18 protein-coding genes are annotated in these 17,967 nt (G+C 39.1%); 12 read left to right on the plus strand and 6 right to left on the minus strand.

Annotation, left to right across the window (positions count from 1 at the left end; translation table 11 throughout):
- Positions 1 to 10 precede the first annotated feature (10 nt).
- On the minus strand, positions 11 to 892 hold the full coding sequence (locus tag PMAL9190_RS11790; protein ID WP_087845372.1) for a 6-carboxytetrahydropterin synthase: 882 nt from the start codon (positions 890 to 892) through the stop codon (positions 11 to 13).
- A gap of 170 nt (positions 893 to 1,062) precedes the next feature.
- On the minus strand, positions 1,063 to 1,737 hold the full coding sequence (locus PMAL9190_RS11795; protein WP_087845373.1) for an opacity family porin: 675 nt from the start codon (positions 1,735 to 1,737) through the stop codon (positions 1,063 to 1,065).
- Positions 1,738 to 2,030: 293 nt separating this feature from the next.
- Between PMAL9190_RS11795 and PMAL9190_RS11800 the strand changes: the two genes are divergently transcribed.
- Positions 2,031 to 3,512 carry a C69 family dipeptidase gene (locus PMAL9190_RS11800; protein ID WP_087845374.1) on the plus strand — a complete coding sequence of 494 codons (1,482 nt, stop codon included), beginning with the start codon at positions 2,031 to 2,033 and terminating at the stop codon, positions 3,510 to 3,512.
- A gap of 264 nt (positions 3,513 to 3,776) precedes the next feature.
- Here the strand turns inward: PMAL9190_RS11800 and PMAL9190_RS11805 are convergent, their stop codons facing one another.
- Positions 3,777 to 4,040, minus strand: a complete 264-nt coding sequence (locus PMAL9190_RS11805; protein WP_087845375.1) for a hypothetical protein — start codon at positions 4,038 to 4,040, stop codon at positions 3,777 to 3,779.
- A gap of 276 nt (positions 4,041 to 4,316) precedes the next feature.
- Here PMAL9190_RS11805 and PMAL9190_RS11810 point away from each other — a divergent pair, with 276 nt between their 5' ends.
- Positions 4,317 to 4,556: a hypothetical protein gene (locus PMAL9190_RS11810; RefSeq protein WP_065168759.1), complete on the plus strand. Its 240-nt coding sequence runs from the start codon at positions 4,317 to 4,319 to the stop codon at positions 4,554 to 4,556.
- A 92-nt stretch (positions 4,557 to 4,648) separates the two neighbouring features.
- Here the strand turns inward: PMAL9190_RS11810 and PMAL9190_RS11815 are convergent, their stop codons facing one another.
- A complete protein-coding gene (locus PMAL9190_RS11815; RefSeq protein WP_235004354.1) occupies positions 4,649 to 5,047 on the minus strand; it encodes a zinc ribbon domain-containing protein in 399 nt (132 codons plus the stop codon).
- Positions 5,048 to 5,298: 251 nt separating this feature from the next.
- Between PMAL9190_RS11815 and PMAL9190_RS11820 the strand changes: the two genes are divergently transcribed.
- Complete coding sequence (locus PMAL9190_RS11820) at positions 5,299 to 5,766, plus strand: copper chaperone PCu(A)C (RefSeq protein WP_087845376.1); 468 nt, start codon at positions 5,299 to 5,301, stop codon at positions 5,764 to 5,766.
- A 67-nt stretch (positions 5,767 to 5,833) separates the two neighbouring features.
- On the opposite strand, the gene PMAL9190_RS11825 is transcribed toward PMAL9190_RS11820, so the two are convergent.
- Positions 5,834 to 6,040, minus strand: coding sequence for a DUF3283 family protein (locus tag PMAL9190_RS11825; RefSeq protein ID WP_060997230.1), 207 nt, complete (start codon positions 6,038 to 6,040; stop codon positions 5,834 to 5,836).
- A gap of 447 nt (positions 6,041 to 6,487) precedes the next feature.
- Between PMAL9190_RS11825 and deoD the strand changes: the two genes are divergently transcribed.
- From deoD to PMAL9190_RS11855, 6 genes are all read left to right on the plus strand, one after another.
- Positions 6,488 to 7,198, plus strand: coding sequence for a purine-nucleoside phosphorylase (deoD, locus tag PMAL9190_RS11830; RefSeq protein WP_045028304.1), 711 nt, complete (start codon positions 6,488 to 6,490; stop codon positions 7,196 to 7,198).
- A gap of 210 nt (positions 7,199 to 7,408) precedes the next feature.
- Complete coding sequence (locus PMAL9190_RS11835; RefSeq protein WP_087845377.1) at positions 7,409 to 8,902, plus strand: lactate dehydrogenase; 1,494 nt, start codon at positions 7,409 to 7,411, stop codon at positions 8,900 to 8,902.
- 235 nt (positions 8,903 to 9,137) lie between these two features.
- A complete protein-coding gene (locus PMAL9190_RS11840) occupies positions 9,138 to 9,707 on the plus strand; it encodes an outer membrane protein (protein WP_087845378.1) in 570 nt (189 codons plus the stop codon).
- Between the two features lie 452 nt (positions 9,708 to 10,159).
- Positions 10,160 to 11,110, plus strand: coding sequence for a transaldolase (gene tal, locus PMAL9190_RS11845; RefSeq protein ID WP_087845379.1), 951 nt, complete (start codon positions 10,160 to 10,162; stop codon positions 11,108 to 11,110).
- Positions 11,111 to 11,191: 81 nt separating this feature from the next.
- Positions 11,192 to 13,186 (plus strand): transketolase, encoded by a 1,995-nt coding sequence (tkt, locus tag PMAL9190_RS11850; protein WP_087845380.1) that lies wholly within the window; start codon positions 11,192 to 11,194, stop codon positions 13,184 to 13,186.
- 476 nt (positions 13,187 to 13,662) lie between these two features.
- The gene (locus PMAL9190_RS11855) at positions 13,663 to 13,977 is read left to right on the plus strand and encodes a cation diffusion facilitator family transporter (protein ID WP_065168753.1); all 315 of its coding nucleotides are present in this window, start codon (positions 13,663 to 13,665) and stop codon (positions 13,975 to 13,977) included.
- A gap of 91 nt (positions 13,978 to 14,068) precedes the next feature.
- Here the strand turns inward: PMAL9190_RS11855 and PMAL9190_RS11860 are convergent, their stop codons facing one another.
- The gene (locus PMAL9190_RS11860; RefSeq protein ID WP_087845381.1) at positions 14,069 to 14,515 is read right to left on the minus strand and encodes a bifunctional diaminohydroxyphosphoribosylaminopyrimidine deaminase/5-amino-6-(5-phosphoribosylamino)uracil reductase RibD; all 447 of its coding nucleotides are present in this window, start codon (positions 14,513 to 14,515) and stop codon (positions 14,069 to 14,071) included.
- Positions 14,516 to 14,671: 156 nt separating this feature from the next.
- Between PMAL9190_RS11860 and PMAL9190_RS11865 the strand changes: the two genes are divergently transcribed.
- From PMAL9190_RS11865 to PMAL9190_RS11875, 3 genes are all read left to right on the plus strand, one after another.
- Entirely contained in the window at positions 14,672 to 14,980 is a 309-nt protein-coding gene (locus PMAL9190_RS11865; RefSeq protein ID WP_087845382.1) for a hypothetical protein, read from the plus strand.
- Between the two features lie 301 nt (positions 14,981 to 15,281).
- Positions 15,282 to 16,613 (plus strand): peptidoglycan DD-metalloendopeptidase family protein, encoded by a 1,332-nt coding sequence (locus PMAL9190_RS11870; RefSeq protein WP_087845383.1) that lies wholly within the window; start codon positions 15,282 to 15,284, stop codon positions 16,611 to 16,613.
- 237 nt (positions 16,614 to 16,850) lie between these two features.
- Positions 16,851 to 17,903 carry a succinylglutamate desuccinylase/aspartoacylase family protein gene (locus PMAL9190_RS11875; RefSeq protein WP_087845384.1) on the plus strand — a complete coding sequence of 351 codons (1,053 nt, stop codon included), beginning with the start codon at positions 16,851 to 16,853 and terminating at the stop codon, positions 17,901 to 17,903.
- Positions 17,904 to 17,967 lie beyond the last annotated feature (64 nt).

The raw sequence follows: 17,967 nt of genomic DNA on the forward strand, positions 1-17,967 counted from the left end.
AAATAGACATTTAGCCTATACTTGCCATCGCACCTTTACCGACACCTTCGTACGCGAAAACATCAAGGCGATCTGTGGCTACTAATTGCGGTTTTAGCTGTTCTGCAATATAGCAAGCCAACAACTCAACCGTGGTATCAGTCGCTAATATTTCAGTCACTGACTTTGCGATCGCTAATTCAAATTCACCTTGCGGCGCGGTATAACGAAAACCATAGTGTGTTTCATCATTAATATTTGCCGCAGCGGCACTTAAATTTAACTCACTGACACTAATAACGTCTTCTTGTGAGCCTAAGTAAATATCTTGCCAACGTTGCGCCCATTGTTGCTCCAAATCAGCATCACGTTGACCATTAACCACTAACTCAACCGGTGAACGGTGTCCATGAGCAATGCGCTGACAATTACCATCATGCTTTTTCAAACCGTGACTGTAATGATAAAACGCCCCGTCAATATTTTCGTGACGTAAGGTAATTTCTAGGCCTTGTACATTACTTGGTAAATTGCCAAGCAACACTTGCTGTACATGCTCAGTTACGGTCTCAATAGTGATAGCTTCAGCATCAACAAAACAAAATGCCTGTTCTGGACTATGTAAGTGAATCGCATGCTGCTCGCTAACTAAATCAACCGTCATATAATCCGCTTTAGTGGCTGCGGTTTGAATGGCTGTTGATGCAGTAGGAATCAATAGGCGGTGATCAACGTATTGATCAACGAGTTGTTTAATTTGTTTTTTTACGCGGCTGAAATCAAGCACCATGCTCATTTCATTCAACTCACCCGACATCACCACATCAAGAATCCAACTCTCACCCACCATTCCCCGTTGTGGGCACAAGTAAGATGCGTCAATTACAGTGAGATCTCTAACGAATAGCTTCAAGGTGAAGTCCTTTATTGATAATGGTTGTCGTTTACTAGGGGGATGCATTATACGCGGCTCAACGGGTGAGTAAACCTTCTGTTTATCCACCCTTCAATAAAATGGCCCCAATCATTATTAAATCAAATTTAATCTTCATCGAAACCACACCAGCAAATAAAAAAAACGTATTAAAAACGATAACTTAATGATGCATACCCAGTTGAAACACTTTTAATTTGCGAGATAATTTTATTTGATGACCAGGGTTTAGTGTCTTCACCTTGTGTTGCAGTATGACGCACTCCAACTTCAGCAGATATGTTATTTGAGATCCGCCATGCAACACCGGCCTGAATACCAAGCACTTCACCAGACTGGCTATGTGACCCATACTGGTGGCCTTTACTGTCAGCGATCATATAACCCAAATGGGCACCAATGAATGGATTAATACTTTTATCAGCGCGGAAAATATAATCAGCATTTAATAAATGCAATATCACATCTGTTTCAATAGCTTTACTGCCATGTAAATTAGAATCAGCGGTCATTTTTTGCCAGCTATAATAAAGCCGTCCTGCGCCACCAGCCGTATAATAACCCACATTTGCACCAACAAAACCAGCACTATCAGGCGAAGATAAACTATCGTTGCTGCTATTAGTAGTAATTGCAGTCATACTAATATTCGTTTTTCCTCCCGTAACACCTATAAAATAATGACCACTATCATCAAATTTAACTGATGGTGCTACCGTATTCGCATCACTAACTGGCTGTAAAACAAAGGATTCAGATGCTTGTACTGAGGCTGATAACAATAGCGCAGTTATTGCACTCATAATGATGGTTTTATTGCTCATAGGTGACTTTGATCCTCACTGGCCTTATAAAATGATATTACATCACTGATATTTATAATAAATTCAAATATTTCATCATACATCAATAATTCATCAAGCCCGAGTAATAACCGTTATCATCTCATGTTTGAGGTCAAATTATTTACGAGCATTTAACCACTCACAATACAATCGAATATAAAACTGCAAAATTATTATACCTTTAGAGAATATATAAAAGTGATATTGCTCACAAAAACAGCTTAACTTTCCCCGTATAACTATCATATTATTCACTTGATATTATGAAGAACATGAAAAAAATCACCTTTTTAGCCTCTGCTATAACAGCGGCATTTTCTGCAGTTGTGGCATTGCCTGCCAGTGCTTGTACTACTATCTTAGTTGGTAATCAGGCAACAACAGATGGTTCTTACATTATTGCTCGTAATGAAGATTACCAAGCAACCAACGCTAAACATTTTGTGTTTCACCCCGCTGAAAAAATGCAAAAAAGTGATTTCCACGGTAATGCAAATAATTTTACCTACCCAGCAGCTAAAGATGCATTGCAATATACGTCAATGTCAGATTTTGATACCAATAATAAAAGTATGGGCGAGGTCGGCTTTAACTCTGCTGGCGTTGGTATGTCTGCTACAGAAACTATCTATAATGGCGCCAAAGCACTTAAAGCCGATCCTTATGTCACCAAGACGGGCATTGGTGAAGATGCAATTGAAAACGTGATTTTACCGCGTATCCACTCTGCAAAAGAAGGCGTAGAGTTACTTGGTAAGATCATTGAAACTCAAGGTGCTGCAGAAGGATTCGGGGTTGCATTTGTTGATAATACCGGTATTTGGTATTTAGAAAGTGGTAGCGGTCACCAATGGATGGCAGAGAAAATTCCTGCGAATAAATACTTCGTTTCAGCAAACCAAGGACGTTTAACGACTTATTTACCTAATAACCCTAATTACATGGCATCACCAACATTAGTCAGTTTTGCTGAGCAACATGGTTTATATAAAGCAGAACCTGGCAAACCATTTAACTTCCACGCTGCTTATTCACAAGATACACCTAACGACGTGACGTATAACTACCCACGCGTGTGGACGTTACAGCATATGTATACTCAAGGCTTAACAACTAAGATCGACCAAGGCACAACGTTCCCTGTTTTTCTAAAACCGACTAGAAAACTCAGTGTTGCTGATGTTGAACAGGGTCTACGTAATCATTATCAAGGCACATCACACGACCCTTATGCAACCCAAAACCCGAAAGAAGCTTACCGCCCTATTTCGGTATTCCGCACCCAAGAATCACACGTATTGCAAGTGCGTCCTAATTTACCTACCGCCATTGGTGATGTCGCTTACATTTCATACGGTATGAGTGCGCTTGGGGTTTACATTCCTTATTACCAAGGTATGACTGAAGTGCCACATGCATTAACAATTGGTACAGATAAAGCTGATAGCGCATCTGCTAATTGGGCATTCCGTAAGCTGCAAACGTTAGCAATGACCAACTGGAAGGTATTCTCTCCTATCGTACAAACGGCTTATCATAAGTTTGAAGTACAAACAGCAGCTAAGCAACGTGAGCTTGAAAAACATTACCTTAAAATTTACAAGCGTCAGCCTAAAAAAGCACAAGCCCTTATCAATGAATTTGAGAAGACAACTGTTGCAGATGCATTGGCATTGACCGATCAATTAACCAATACTTTATTTACTAAAATGACATACACCACAGATATGACTTATCATTTTGAAGGTGCATAAGCTTTATTAGATTAAGCATATAAAAGTAGAACAAGAAGATCTGTTACGGTCTTCTTGTTTTATCGATACAACCACTCATCACAAAAACACTCAGACATTGCTCAAAAACCGCATAACAACAACTTGATCGCCGTTATTCTGAGCAAAAGTTCAATATTATTACTATCCGCGAAAATTAAATTCTTTACTTCCAACTAAACAGAACAATGATTCTAATGAAGTATTCTGTCGTACAGGTGTTTCATCGTACTATTACAGAATAAATTAAACTTTGGTTATCATCCGTAAAGTATGTTTCACCCAATAAAATGCTAACGCAGCAGGAGCCAATAAAATAATTATTGCAGCAACATAACTAATAACCGTAGGTAAACCCATCCCCCATGCGAATGCAAACGCAATTCCACTGATTGCGTCGGTAATCATTTTAAGCAATGAATATTGACTAATAAGTAATGGTAACCACGGCAAAATTAATATTCCAATACTAACACTGACAATATTTATTTTAGTACTTCGCTTAAACATTTATAGAACTCCTCATTGATACATCATTATTGTCAATGTGATAGGGCTATTAAGCAAACAAAATTATAAACAACATCTAAATACGTAAAAACTTGTCGTAATTAACAATACATTATTACTCGCAAGTAAAACTAATTTAACGTTTGCAGTCATTATCATTTACTTAAAATTAAATATAATAAGTCACATAACATCAACTTCTTTGATGTTATTTAACTGTCTTTACTGTGTATTCCTGATTGCTGAAATAGCAACCTTTCCTATTTGGAGGACACAATGGATCAACAACGCGCAGAAAATCTTTATTACTATTTACGATCCCAAAACACACCACAAAAAGAAATGAATGTGGTGATCAAACAACTTATTGATAATTACAATATTAATTTATATCCACTCGATCGTCGTTACCGTTCTCGTATCGGTTATTCTCCTAATCGCTACGATATTAACAGTTATGGTACTGTCGGCTCACGCACAATGAATCAAACCCGTGGTATGCAGAAAACACATTAACAAAAACCCCAATAATCATAAACCGACTATTGGGGTAAATATTTGGGCGCTTATATTAATAACATTGCGGCTTAATACCGATGTTTATTAAGTTAACCTTTAAGACGATCAACGATTAATGGCACTAAAGAAGTATAAGCATACCATCCAGCCGCAACAATTATAATCGTCCACACTATACGAGATAACCATTGTGTCCGCTGCATATGACGCGAAGGATCAGGCTCTCCGCAGTGAGGGCAAAAGTGGGCACGGCGAGAAACGCTACCATCACAAGCTGGACAATCAGTTAAACGCTTAGAGCGTGGCTTTGTCATAGTTTCAGTCACTATCTTATCATTAACGGCATCAGAGCGAGATGCTGGTTGACTAAAATCAGGGGTATTCGCCGGTGGCGCTTTATGCCCTGAACGTTTTTCTGCGTGTAATGAAAACGATACTTCATGCTGAGCATTATCGTCATCAAGTGCAGAAAATTCAGTTGTTTTCACTGTAATTCACCCTTTGATTAATTTCTATACACAGAATACGCAATATTAGAATAATAGTCTCAATTAATCTTGTTACGAGCACAATATTAACACTAAAATTACTGAGTCTATATCAACAAAAATAATTACGGCGGCTTTGTCAAACGTTAGCTATATGCAGCCATTTCACAATAAATATACTCAGCTGATATTTTTAATGCTACACTTATATTGCGCCTAGTTTCATATAATTGGAAAAGGAGAACCATTGTATGTCTAAAGTAATTATTGCTCTATTAACCACTGCAATACTTTCAATTTCAACCGCTGTCACAGCGAAAACAATCGAAATAGCACACCCTTGGTCAAAAGCGGTTCCACCTACATCTAATGTTGCAGCAGCTTTTTTATCCATTATTAATCATAGTAATGTTGACGATACGCTTATTGCAGCACGTTCACCGATTGCTGAAATCGTCGAATTACATACCCACACTAATAACAATGGATTGATGCAAATGCGTCAAGTTAAGGCAATTGATGTTGCAGCTGAACAACAGCAGCAATTAGTCCCTGGCGGGCTACATGTAATGTTATTTAATCTTACTGAAGTACCATCGATTGATTCGCAGTTTCCACTCACCCTCACCTTCAAGCACGCCGGAGAAATAACAGTCAATGTAGCTGTTAAATCAGCCACATACAGCGGTAATAATAAATATATACCACATGATATGTAACGTTATAATGAATAATTCCAGCGTACATTGTTTATGTACGCTGGAATAGATAGCCATACACTAGCTATCAATTGACGCCCATTAAGGTTTTATATTTCATGATGGCTTGTTGACAAAAGTCACGCTCATCATCATCGTCAATATTATTGGTCAATTCTGCAAACGCCTCATAACCAACTTTACCGTTTTTCACTTTCCAGACAGTATAAGAAGCTTGTTTATCTAATTCGATACGCATTCTTTCACTGTCTGACAGTTGAGTTAAATTATACATTGTCTTCTCAAGCAACCTTTTTGTTAATTCTACCCAAGATCAAGCTCGATAAGAACCTATTTCCCCTCATTACTGATGATACTATTTCACTATTAAAACACTGATCTGACGAACTCTAGGAATGTAATCCATTACATTTTTTAGTTGTGATTTTTTTTTATCTTTCATAGACAAACAGCAATATAAAATAAAAAACAATTAAATATCAACACATTAATTATTAAAAAGATTCCAATTAACATAATTATGCATTTAATTAACTCGAAAAAAGAAAACGATACCCTTCACAATTTCAACAGATTTAGTAATCAATACCATTCATTAACTAAAACAGCCTGATTTTTGTGATCTAGATCTCAAGTGCTCAATATTTTATTCAATAAACTAGCACTATAAATTGAAGCATACTCTTTGCTTTTGAATAACTCATAACTCTAGGAGCACTTCATGGCTACTCCACACATCAATGCTGAAGTTGGCGATTTTGCAGAAACAATTTTAATGCCGGGTGATCCACTACGCGCACAATTTATTGCAGAAACTTACCTAGAAAACGTAAAACGTGTTTGTGATGTTCGCAGCATGTACGGTTTCACTGGTACTTATAAAGGTAAACCAGTATCAGTAATGGGTCATGGTATGGGTATTCCATCTTGCTCTATCTATGTCCACGAACTAATTAAAGATTTTGGTGTTAAAAACATCATTCGTATTGGTAGCTGTGGCGCTGTTCATGATGACGTTAAATTAATGGACGTTATCATTGCCATGGGCGCTTCAACTGACTCAAAAGTTAACCGCATCCGTTTTGCTAATCATGATTTCGCGGCAATTGCTGACTACCACTTACTTGAAACAGCGGTCAATCAAGCACGCGCGCAAAATGTTGCTGTTCGTGTTGGTAACGTATTTTCAGCTGATCTATTCTACAGCCCAGAAGTTGGCCTGTTTGATAAGATGGAAAAATTAGGCATTCTAGGTGTGGACATGGAAGCTGCTGGTATTTACGGCGTTGCAGCAGAACTTGGTGCTAAAGCACTAACGATTCTAACTGTATCTGATCACATTAAACGTGGCGAAAAGTTATCTGCAGAAGCACGTCAGCATTCATTCAATGAAATGATGAACGTAGCATTAGAAACTGCCATTAATCTATAACACCTTATCGTGGTACTACTGGCTGTAACGATAAGTCTGTTATAAAGATTATTAGAGTGAAAAATATATCTGTTGTGATGTATTTTTCACTTTTTTTATACCTATTAATAGCGATGTTATTCAACAATTAAATAATTTCAATAATAGTAAAGCAACATCATTACGCTTAGGTATAATCATAGCCACCTCAACGCAATTCGGTGACGATCGATGACTTTATCTTCTCTACAAACGACATTGGATCAACTGCCGCCAGCTTGTGATGATTTTCAATTTAATTACTGTAAAACCGTTGCCTGTGCCAATTTTAGTCGCACAGATCCTCAGCTCTACGTATTACAAAAAAACAATTTACAGCGACCGATACTGGTTTGTCGTGAGTGTGGTGCATTTCCACCAGTACTGAGTAACCATGATGTTATTGCAGAAAAACAACGCTTAACACAGCAACAAAATAGTGGTTTAGCTGCATGTTCAAATCCTGATTGCTCACATAATGGCTTACCTGTTCTTACCTACCGCCAGCTTTATCATGCGTTTGGTTTTAGTGGTGAACGTCAACGTTATCGGTGTAAGTCTTGCCATCATACCTTTGTCGATCCGTGGTCTAACGGTAATAATAAGCACCAACTACAACAAAAATTATTAGCCTATTTATTTACCGGCTATACCGTACGAGAGATTTGCCGTCGGTTGGTTATCAACCCGAAAACTTTTTATGATCAACTTAATCATATTGCTGCTCGTTGCCGTCACCAACTGACAATTTTTGATGCGCGATTGAGTAAACACTCTCAAGCACCTCACCTTGCAACAGATCTAACCCCGTTACAGCCTCACAGTGACAATGGCGTATTATGGATCGCTACCGCTGAAGCAGATTCTGGTTACGTGATTAGCCAACATGTAAATTATCAGCCACAGCAACCAGTAACAACTTATGCTAACCAGCACGATGCATATTATATTGGCACTCGATTTATTGCTCCGCATAGCTATTATCATTCGACTAATACCGTCGTTACTTCACAAGGGCTACTCGCACATATCGATGCAACTTATCGCCAAATCTTAGCCCGTAAAAATATGGAAAACCCGCTTAGCGGCGAGGTTACGATTAACTATCCAACTAAAGGCTGCCTTATTCGCCCTCAATATACGGTCTATGGTCATTTTTTATATTTACGCGAGTTGCTCAATTCCAGTATTCCTAGCCTCGCAGTATTTATGCCTCAAGAAACCTTATTACGTTCAGCCTGTTTGTCAGTATTTATTGATCGCGTTAATAACCATACTCTTCATCCACTCTATGTGGTTGAAGATGCACAATGGCAACACGGACAACACGCCGAAAAAATTGATATCGTCTTAATGGGATGGTGGCGAGACCGCTGGGCATTCAGTCGTAATAAAAGTAGCAATAAAGGCATCTGTCATCTTGGTGGCAATAAAAAACAGCAACAATATTGGCTAACTGTCGCTACTCATCAAGCGGCAACAGTCTATCAACAACGTTTTTACGACCAATTTAGTCATATGGTCAATGAGCCGCGGCGCAAACTTCGTCCTGCCAGCTTATTACCGTTGTTAGATATCTATCGTGCTTGGCATAACCTTTGTCATCAGAATAAAGCTGGCATAACACCGGCGCAATCACTAGGGTTAATGTCATCACCAATGACCCTTGAACAATTATTGCAATAAATAAGACAGTATTATTAACCCCCACATCGACCAAACAAGCACCATATACAGCTAATAATTAATAAATATTGCTCAAAAACATACTGAATGTAAGCTGAACGTCAGAGTAAAATCAGCTAGACGTAAAATAGTGCCTTGCAATAAAACACTTTTCAAAACCCTGACATTTCTGATGATGTCATCCGTACTATGAATATCAGAAACCAATTATTCATTGAAATAAAAGGACAACATCATGAAAAAAGTACTATTGCCACTAGCATTAATTCTGGCTTCAGGTTCAGCAGTTGCCGATCAACAAGGCGCTTACATTGGTGGTAACATCGGTAATGCATCAACAAACCTTAGCGCTCATGGACACGACAATAGCTTTAACTTAGATGATGATGTGCTTGCTTACGGTGTTTACGGTGGCTATAACTTCACTGAAAATCTAGGCCTTGAAGCTACAATTGGCCAAACAGGCGAACAAAAGCATGTTAAAAAAGGTTATGCAACTTTAACACCACGTATTATGTTCCCGCTTAATGACCGCTTCTCTGTTTACGGCAAAGCAGGTGTTGCGTATGTCGCTGCTGATGGTAACTATAACGGCCATGAGAATATTCATCATGATGATGTTGATGTTGATGGCTTTGGTTGGACGGCTGGTGCAGGTGTTAACTTCGCTGTCGCTGAGCATTTAAACGTTCGTGCAGGAGTTGATTACTTAACTGCTGAGCTTGAAAATAGCCATAATGATAAAAGTTTAAATATCGATTCTGATACAACCATCTACTCTGTAGGTGTTGACTACAAGTTCTAATTATCTCGCGATATCTTTCAAGCTCGTCATTGACGCCATTAGATCATAATCTAGTGGCTTTTTTTTGCGCTTATTTTTGCGTCTAATATCATTTAAACATATTTCACCTTAGCTCTATCAAACCAAACAAATGCTCAGCGACCAGATCAAATGCTCAACCAATAAAAACGAAAAAAACACATCCATTTTACTCAATAAAGATAATTTAAATTTTATCGCGCTTTTATTGCGATCAAAACAGGATTTATTCCCATTTTGAATTGACAAAAAAGCCAAAAAAGTCAATTATCAATCTATCAAATGCTCTTGCGCATTCCATCTGCTCACGCAGTGAGTTAATGGTTATCATCAATGTGGTTAAGAGTCGGTATGAATTCTTTTGAACATGATGGCATTTCAAGCTATAACTGATTCCATCATGACATAAGTCCTATTACATAAGGTCGATAGATATGAGCACAAAACTAGAACAACTACGCGCACTAACTACTGTTGTTGCTGACACTGGTGACATCAAAGATATCAGCAAATACCAACCAGAAGATGCGACAACAAACCCATCATTGATCTTAAAAGCAGCACAAATTGCTGAGTATGCACCTCTAATTGACCAATCTATTGCGTACGCAAAAGCACAAAGCAATGATAAAGCACAACAAATCCAAGATACTTGTGACATGCTTGCAGTAAACATTGGTAAAGAAATCCTAAATGTTGTTCCTGGTCGTATCTCAACAGAAGTTGATGCTCGTCTTTCTTACGACACAGAAGCAAGTGTTATTAAAGCACGCCACCTAATCAAACTTTATAACGATGCGGGTATCACAAATGATCGTATCCTTATCAAGTTAGCTTCTACTTGGGAAGGCATCCGTGCAGCTGAAATTCTTGAAAAAGAAGGCATCAACTGTAACCTAACGCTTCTATTCTCTTTTGCTCAAGCGCGTGCATGTGCTGAAGCTGGCGTATTCCTAATTTCACCATTCGTTGGTCGTATTATGGATTGGTACAAAGCAAAAGAAGGCCGTGATTTTGAAGCACAAGAAGATCCAGGCGTTATCTCTGTAACTAACATCTACAACTACTACAAAGAACACGGCTATAATACTGTTGTTATGGGCGCAAGCTTCCGTAACATCGGCGAAATTCTTGAGCTAGCAGGTTGTGACCGTCTAACTATCAGCCCACAACTTCTTCAAGAACTTGAAGATGCGACAGGTACTGTAGAGCCTAAGCTTGTTGCAGCGACAGAACTTAAAGATCGCCCAGCAGCAATGACTCACGCTGAATTCCTATGGGATCACAACCAAGAAGCAATGGCTGTTGAAAAACTAGCTGAAGGTATTCGTAACTTCGCAGTTGACCAAGGCAAATTAGAGACAATGATCGCTGATCGTCTTTAATTACTAAGCACTATTTCAGAAAGCGGCTCATCGAGCCGCTTTCTTAAGTTTCAATTTATTTAATATTTTGGTGGAAACACTATGGAACGTAAAATGTTAGCTAACGCAATTCGTGCCCTAAGCATGGATGGCGTACAACAAGCAAATTCTGGTCACCCTGGCGCACCTATGGGTATGGCTGATATCGCAGAAGTACTTTGGCGTGGTCACATGAACCACAACCCACAAGATCCTAAATGGGCTGATCGCGACCGTTTTGTATTATCAAACGGCCACGGCTCTATGCTTATTTACTCTCTACTTCACCTAACAGGTTACGACCTATCAATTGATGATCTTAAAAACTTCCGTCAATTACATTCAAAAACACCAGGTCACCCAGAATACGGTTACGCACCTGGCGTTGAAACAACAACGGGCCCTCTAGGCCAAGGTATTACTAACGCTGTTGGTATGGCGCTTGCTGAAAAAGCAATGGCTGCACAATTCAACCGTGAAGGTCATGATATCGTCGATCACCACACTTACGCTTTCATGGGCGACGGTTGTATGATGGAAGGTATCTCTCACGAAGCGTGTTCTCTAGCGGGTACATTAGGTCTTGGTAAGCTTGTTGCTTTCTGGGATGACAACGGTATCTCTATCGATGGCGAAGTAGAAGGTTGGTTTGCTGACGATACTGCGAAGCGTTTTGAAGCATACGGTTGGCACGTGATCCGTAGCGTTGATGGCCACGATGCAGCTGCAATCAATGCTGCTATCGAAGCTGCTAAAGCTGAAACAACTAAACCTACCTTGATCTGTTGTAAAACAATCATCGGTTTTGGTTCACCAAACAAAGCAGGCTCTCACGACTGTCACGGTGCTCCACTAGGTGCTGAAGAAATCAAAGCAGCACGTGAATTCCTAGGTTGGACCTACGGTGCATTTGAAATCCCTGCTGAAATTTATGCAGAGTGGGATGCAAAAGAAGCGGGTAAAGCAAAACAAGCATCTTGGAATGAGAAGTTTGCAGCATACACTGCAGCATTCCCTGAGCTAGCGGCTGAGTTTACTCGTCGTATGACGGGTGGCCTACCTGCTAACTGGGAAGCTGAAACAAGCAAAGTTATTGCTGATCTACAAGCAAACCCAGCTAACATTGCATCACGTAAAGCCTCTCAAAACGCACTTGAAGCATTTGGTAAACTACTACCTGAATTCATGGGCGGCTCTGCTGACCTAGCACCATCAAACCTAACTATGTGGTCTGGTTCTAAATCAATCACACCTGAAGATACATCAGGCAACTACATTCACTACGGTGTACGTGAATTTGGTATGACTGCAATCATCAACGGTATCGCACTACACGGTGGTTTTGTTCCTTACGGCGCAACATTCCTAATGTTCATGGAATATGCACGTAACGCACTACGTATGGCTGCTCTGATGAAAGTTCAGAACATTCAAGTGTACACTCACGATTCTATCGGTCTAGGCGAAGATGGCCCAACTCACCAACCTGTTGAGCAAGTATCATCACTACGTCTAACACCAAACATGAGCACATGGCGTCCATGTGACCAAGTTGAATCTGCAGTTTCTTGGAAATACGCGATTGAGCGTAAAGATGGTCCAACATCTTTAATCTTCTCTCGTCAAAACCTAACTCAACAAGATCGTACTGCTGAACAAGTTGCTAATATCGTTAAGGGTGGTTACATCCTTAAAGATTGTGCTGGTAAGCCAGAGCTAATCTTAATCGCGACAGGTTCTGAAGTAGGTATTGCAGCAGAAGCATACGCTGAGCTAACAGCAGCGGGTCGTCAAGTACGTCTAGTATCTATGCCTGCTACTGATCTATTCGATAAGCAAGATGCCGCTTACCGTGAAAGCGTTCTGCCATCAGACGTTACAGCACGTATCGCTATCGAAGCGGGTATTGCTGACTACTGGTACAAGTATGTAGGTCTTAACGGTCGCATCATCGGTATGACAACATTTGGCGAATCAGCACCAGCTGAAGAGTTATTTAAAATGTTCGGCTTTACTGTTGAGAACATCGTAAACACTGCTAACGAGTTACTTGCTTAAGCATATATTGCTAAGTCATAGTAGACGTTAAAAATAAAGCCGAGTATTTATACTCGGCTTTTTATTTATCCTGATTTTATTCTTTTTCGAAGACAGTAGTCTTTATGCTATATATATATCCACATATATGCGATATAACTTCCTATATTTAATGTTCATTATTAAATCAAAAAATAAATCATGTATTTATTTTAAAAATTAATAGCTTTTTTATTGGTTGTTATTTGTGCACCTTATTTATTAATATAAATATCTCTCTCAATTTATATTAATAAATAACTAAAACTATTAATATAAAGGCTCATATATAGGCTTTTTTTTGTATGTAATAAACCTATTTAATATATTGGGCAATTAGCAAAAATAGAATATTTGATTATAAAAAAGTGTATTGTTCAAATTTAAAATAAGCGTAAATTAAATTCCATAGACAGACACAAACTTACTTATAACGCTGTTTATCAAAGGATTTAGATATGTCACATTTTAATAGTCAAGAACATCAAGGTTCACAAAAAGCACATCAACATACTGCTGAAGCTGAGCATGAAAAAATGGAACGTCGTTACGGTGAAGAAGTAGAACATAAACATAACCGTGATCATCATGAAGTTCGTGACCATGAAAAAAGCCATCCACACACACAACACGGTGGCGATCCAAAAGGTCATAAACATCCAGAACAAACGCATGGCGACCGTCATGAACATGACGAACATCGTCATCACAAAACTAAAGAGCATGATCATAAAGAATCATCTCGTAACCATCACAAAACCTCAACTAAATAATTAGTTAATAAATTTTAGTGATCAGTTAAAAGCCAATTTAATAACGATAATATTTATCTCTTTAAATTGGCTTTTTATTATATCTAAAAATTTATTTATTATTCGGTAATAAATAAGGTGATATAAACGCAGATACTTCTGCTTCACATAACCCTAATGTGACAGCTATTCCCGCTTGCCTTAATACATCAATGCCCTTACCGCTGTTACGTGGGTCAGGATCGAGGGTTGCTACCACCACTCGCTTTATCCCCTTTTCAACTAAAGTATGTGCACAAGACGGTGTTCGCCCCACAAATGAACATGGCTCTAAGGTTACATACGCCGTTACATCATCCAGTGGTTGATCATAATGAGCTAATGCCATCGCTTCTGCATGATGACACCCCGGTGCTTGCGTAAACCCTTCACTGACAATCACACCATCTTTTACTAAAACACATCCAACAGGCGGATTAGGACGACACGCTGGCAGTGCTTGATGCGATAATGTTAATGCTCGCTGCATAAAGCTGATTTCTTCTGCTAAGTCTGTCATAACACCCTCACTTTAATAGTCTCTAGTTCAATATTCTATAACGAAATCAAGCTTAATCGTTATGTTGATACCATGAATAATACATGAACTTACAACTCACCCTCAATTCAGGTGCGATAGGTTTAAATAACCTCACTGAATAACATGAGGTTTTTCATGAAACGATTAATCATAACCTTAACATTATCGTTAGCACTGCATTCATTATCTGCATTCGCCACACAACCAAATACCACACCAACACCATTACAGACTCAAGATATGATTGAATATATTGACCATAGCCATCAATTAACAACAACAGAGAAAGTCCAAACCGATGTAATACACTCAATCAATACCAATAATTATCTACAGATTAACTCTCACAAAGACGGCCATTTAGAACGCCGAGAAATAGCACGGCGTCCAAAGAAAAAAAACACCAGCGCCTTCTACACTAAAGCTCATACGCAGCCTCAGTAATCATTCAGCTAAGCCTTGCTATACTATTAGCAATGCTAACTAATCCCCTATTCGTCCAGCATTTTTTGAATTTCTCTTGCTGGACGAAAGCATCACTTCAGCTCAATTGAAGCATAAACCGTCGTATAGTTATCATTTATATACTTTCTACATCTAATTATCGAAAAGCTAAGCAAAAAATCCCCCTCAAAGGTATAAATTCATTTAAGGTTCAGAAAAGCTATGTTTACATACATGCTTGCTAAAATAAGCCAAGTGCTAACACTCGCACTCATTAAAAATAAAAGAACTGACGAGCATTATGTCTACGTTTAAAACGACAGTATTAACAAATTTTTTGAATTACCGCTTTATTAGCCTAATTGGGCTATCTATTATTACTGCTGCTGCCGTATTCTCAATTAACACCACACCATCAATACACAATAAAGAGATCCAACTACCTTTAGTGACTACGCCGCAAGTAGTGCTAAAGACCTTAACACCCGCAGCGGTCACTAAAGATATTGTGCTACCGCCAACCTATGAATACAAAGTCAAAAATGGTGACACGCTCAGCGAGATATTTGCACAATTAAATTTACCGCAAGCCGATGTTAAAGACATCATGGCTGCCGATTTAAATAGCTTACAAATTGATAACTTACGTCCAAATGATATCTTAAGATTTTGGGTAACAGACAGCAATCATCGTTTAAATAAAGTGCAACTACAATTTAACGTCGCGCATATGATTGACTATACTCGAGAAAAAAATAATGACTTTAGTGTTAAAGAAATCACCTTACCTGGCGTATGGCGTGAAAAAGTCATCAGTGGTGAAATTCATGGTAGCTTTAGTTCATCAGCAAAAAAAGCGGGCTTAAGTTATACAGATATCCATGAAATTATGGCTATCTTTAAAGACAAACTCAATTTTGATCGTGACCTAAAAACAGGCGATCGTTTTGAAGTTGTCAACAAAGCAAAGTATGTCAATAATCAAGCCAGTGGTGATACAGAGCTTCAAGCCGTTCGTTTGTACACCAATAAGCAACAATTTTCCGCCTACTTAAACAGTGACGGTAATTTTTATGATCAAAATGGCGAAAGCTTACAACGGGCATTTTTACGTTACCCAACCGCAAAACGGTTCCGTGTTAGCTCACAGTTTAACCCTTATCGTCGCCACCCAGTAACAGGGCGTATACAACCACACAACGGCGTTGATTTTGCAGCACCATCTGGCACTCCTGTACTCGCGACAGGTGATGGCGTTGTTACTCGTGTAACTAACCACCCTTATGCAGGGCGTTATGTGGTGATCAAACACAGTGCTAATTACAGCACTCGCTATTTGCACAACAGCCGTATTCTGGTTAAGGTCGGACAACGAGTGAAACGAGGTCAAGAAATTGCGTTATCAGGCCGAAGCGGTCGTGTGACTGGCCCGCATATTCATTATGAATTTTTAGTGCGAGGAAAACCCGTAAACCCATTAACGGCAAAGATTCCACTAGCAGCATCGGTGTCACACCAACAGAAAAAAGAGTTTGAACTTGATGTGGCGCAATATAATCGTCTGATGCGTTTGCCATTAACACATCAAAGCAGTGATATAAAAGTCGCTGTTAATGAACCTAAAGACATATAATTATTACAATATAAGGCACTGTAGTACGACTACAGTGCCTTTTTATTATCTTTGGCAACTATCCCTCCTCACAGTTGATACAATTTGATACATTTCTGCTACTTTAAAACCAATTAAACGTGATATGGTTCCTGTTTTAAAATGGAATATGTGATTATTCTCAAGATGTTATAACATCATCATTTTCTATACGTAATCATTAATCATATTCTAATAGCCCATATACAGGATGTATCCATGGCCACAAAAAATACGCCGTTTGAATTTTCAGATTTGTTGGTTGAACCGGGAAGCCATATCAATTGTGAACTAGAAATAGCTCGCCTTTATACTCACTCACCTTTATCGGTATCGGTTGATATTCTGCATGGAAAACACCCAGGCCCGGTATTATTGATTAATGCGGCAATACATGGTGATGAGCTCAACGGGATTGAAGTTGTCCGTCAAGTTATTGAAAAAATTGATTTATCAAAACTTCACGGCACTATTATTGCTGTCCCGGTAGTTAACGTTTTTGGCTTTATTCATAAATCACGTTATTTGCCTGATCGTCGAGATCTTAACCGTTGTTTCCCAGGAGCTGAGCGCGGTTCAATCGCTGGACGGATGGCATATCAATACTTTAATCAAGTCGTGCGCCGTGCAACCCATGTGGTTGATTTACACACCGCAGCTATTTACCGCACTAACCTACCTCAGATCCGTGCCAACCTTGATAATCCACGAGCAAAAGCAATGGCGATGGCATTTGGCTCTCCTGTTGTTGTAGATGCAAGTTTACGTGAAGGCTCATTGCGTGCAGCTGCCGAGCAATTTGATATTCCTGTTATTACCTTTGAAGCTGGTGAAGCACTTCGCCTTGACGCTCATGCTGTCGGCTCTGGCGTGCAAGGTGTATTAAAGGTTATGCGCCACTTAGATATGTTACGCACTAGCCGCAGTAAAAAAACCATTGAGCCAATGGTACCAAAAGCGACACGCTGGGTACGTGCTGATTCTGATGGCTTACTACGCTCTCACGTTGCATTAGGTGAAAAGGTCGATAAAAATCAAATCATTGCAACGATCAGTGATCCTGCAGGTAGCAATCAAGTAACCGTGATTGCCCCTCAAGGCGGTATTGTAATTGGCCAGCAAACATTACCACTGGTAAATGAAGGTGATGCTATCTTCCATATTGCTTTCTTTGAAGAGCCAGATGGTTTAGTCGAAGAACAAGTAGAGTCTTATCTATATGATGCTGTAGAAGAGCTTGATGATGATCTTAAATGGGGCATGACGAGTTAAGTCAACTTTACTGTGAAATAGCAGTACCCAAAAAGCGTTAATAAAAAGAGAAGCTCATTGGCTT

The sequence above is a fragment of the Photobacterium malacitanum genome (assembly GCF_900185615.1).
Classification (GTDB): domain Bacteria; phylum Pseudomonadota; class Gammaproteobacteria; order Enterobacterales; family Vibrionaceae; genus Photobacterium; species Photobacterium malacitanum.

Excerpts from the sequence above, each read along its gene's own strand:
- PMAL9190_RS11835 (WP_087845377.1), top strand. The coding sequence starts at position 7,409 with ATGACTTTATCTTCTCTACAAACGACATTGGATCAACTGCCGCCAGCT.
- PMAL9190_RS11805 (WP_087845375.1), bottom strand. The coding sequence starts at position 4,040 with ATGTTTAAGCGAAGTACTAAAATAAATATTGTCAGTGTTAGTATTGGA.
- tal (WP_087845379.1), top strand. The coding sequence starts at position 10,160 with ATGAGCACAAAACTAGAACAACTACGCGCACTAACTACTGTTGTTGCT.
- PMAL9190_RS11810 (WP_065168759.1), top strand. The coding sequence starts at position 4,317 with ATGGATCAACAACGCGCAGAAAATCTTTATTACTATTTACGATCCCAA.
- PMAL9190_RS11795 (WP_087845373.1), bottom strand. The coding sequence starts at position 1,737 with ATGAGCAATAAAACCATCATTATGAGTGCAATAACTGCGCTATTGTTA.
- PMAL9190_RS11825 (WP_060997230.1), bottom strand. The coding sequence starts at position 6,040 with ATGTATAATTTAACTCAACTGTCAGACAGTGAAAGAATGCGTATCGAA.
- PMAL9190_RS11860 (WP_087845381.1), bottom strand. The coding sequence starts at position 14,515 with ATGACAGACTTAGCAGAAGAAATCAGCTTTATGCAGCGAGCATTAACA.
- deoD (WP_045028304.1), top strand. The coding sequence starts at position 6,488 with ATGGCTACTCCACACATCAATGCTGAAGTTGGCGATTTTGCAGAAACA.
- PMAL9190_RS11800 (WP_087845374.1), top strand. The coding sequence starts at position 2,031 with ATGAAAAAAATCACCTTTTTAGCCTCTGCTATAACAGCGGCATTTTCT.
- PMAL9190_RS11855 (WP_065168753.1), top strand. The coding sequence starts at position 13,663 with ATGTCACATTTTAATAGTCAAGAACATCAAGGTTCACAAAAAGCACAT.
- PMAL9190_RS11840 (WP_087845378.1), top strand. The coding sequence starts at position 9,138 with ATGAAAAAAGTACTATTGCCACTAGCATTAATTCTGGCTTCAGGTTCA.
- tkt (WP_087845380.1), top strand. The coding sequence starts at position 11,192 with ATGGAACGTAAAATGTTAGCTAACGCAATTCGTGCCCTAAGCATGGAT.
- PMAL9190_RS11820 (WP_087845376.1), top strand. The coding sequence starts at position 5,299 with ATGTCTAAAGTAATTATTGCTCTATTAACCACTGCAATACTTTCAATT.
- PMAL9190_RS11865 (WP_087845382.1), top strand. The coding sequence starts at position 14,672 with ATGAAACGATTAATCATAACCTTAACATTATCGTTAGCACTGCATTCA.
- PMAL9190_RS11870 (WP_087845383.1), top strand. The coding sequence starts at position 15,282 with ATGTCTACGTTTAAAACGACAGTATTAACAAATTTTTTGAATTACCGC.
- PMAL9190_RS11875 (WP_087845384.1), top strand. The coding sequence starts at position 16,851 with ATGGCCACAAAAAATACGCCGTTTGAATTTTCAGATTTGTTGGTTGAA.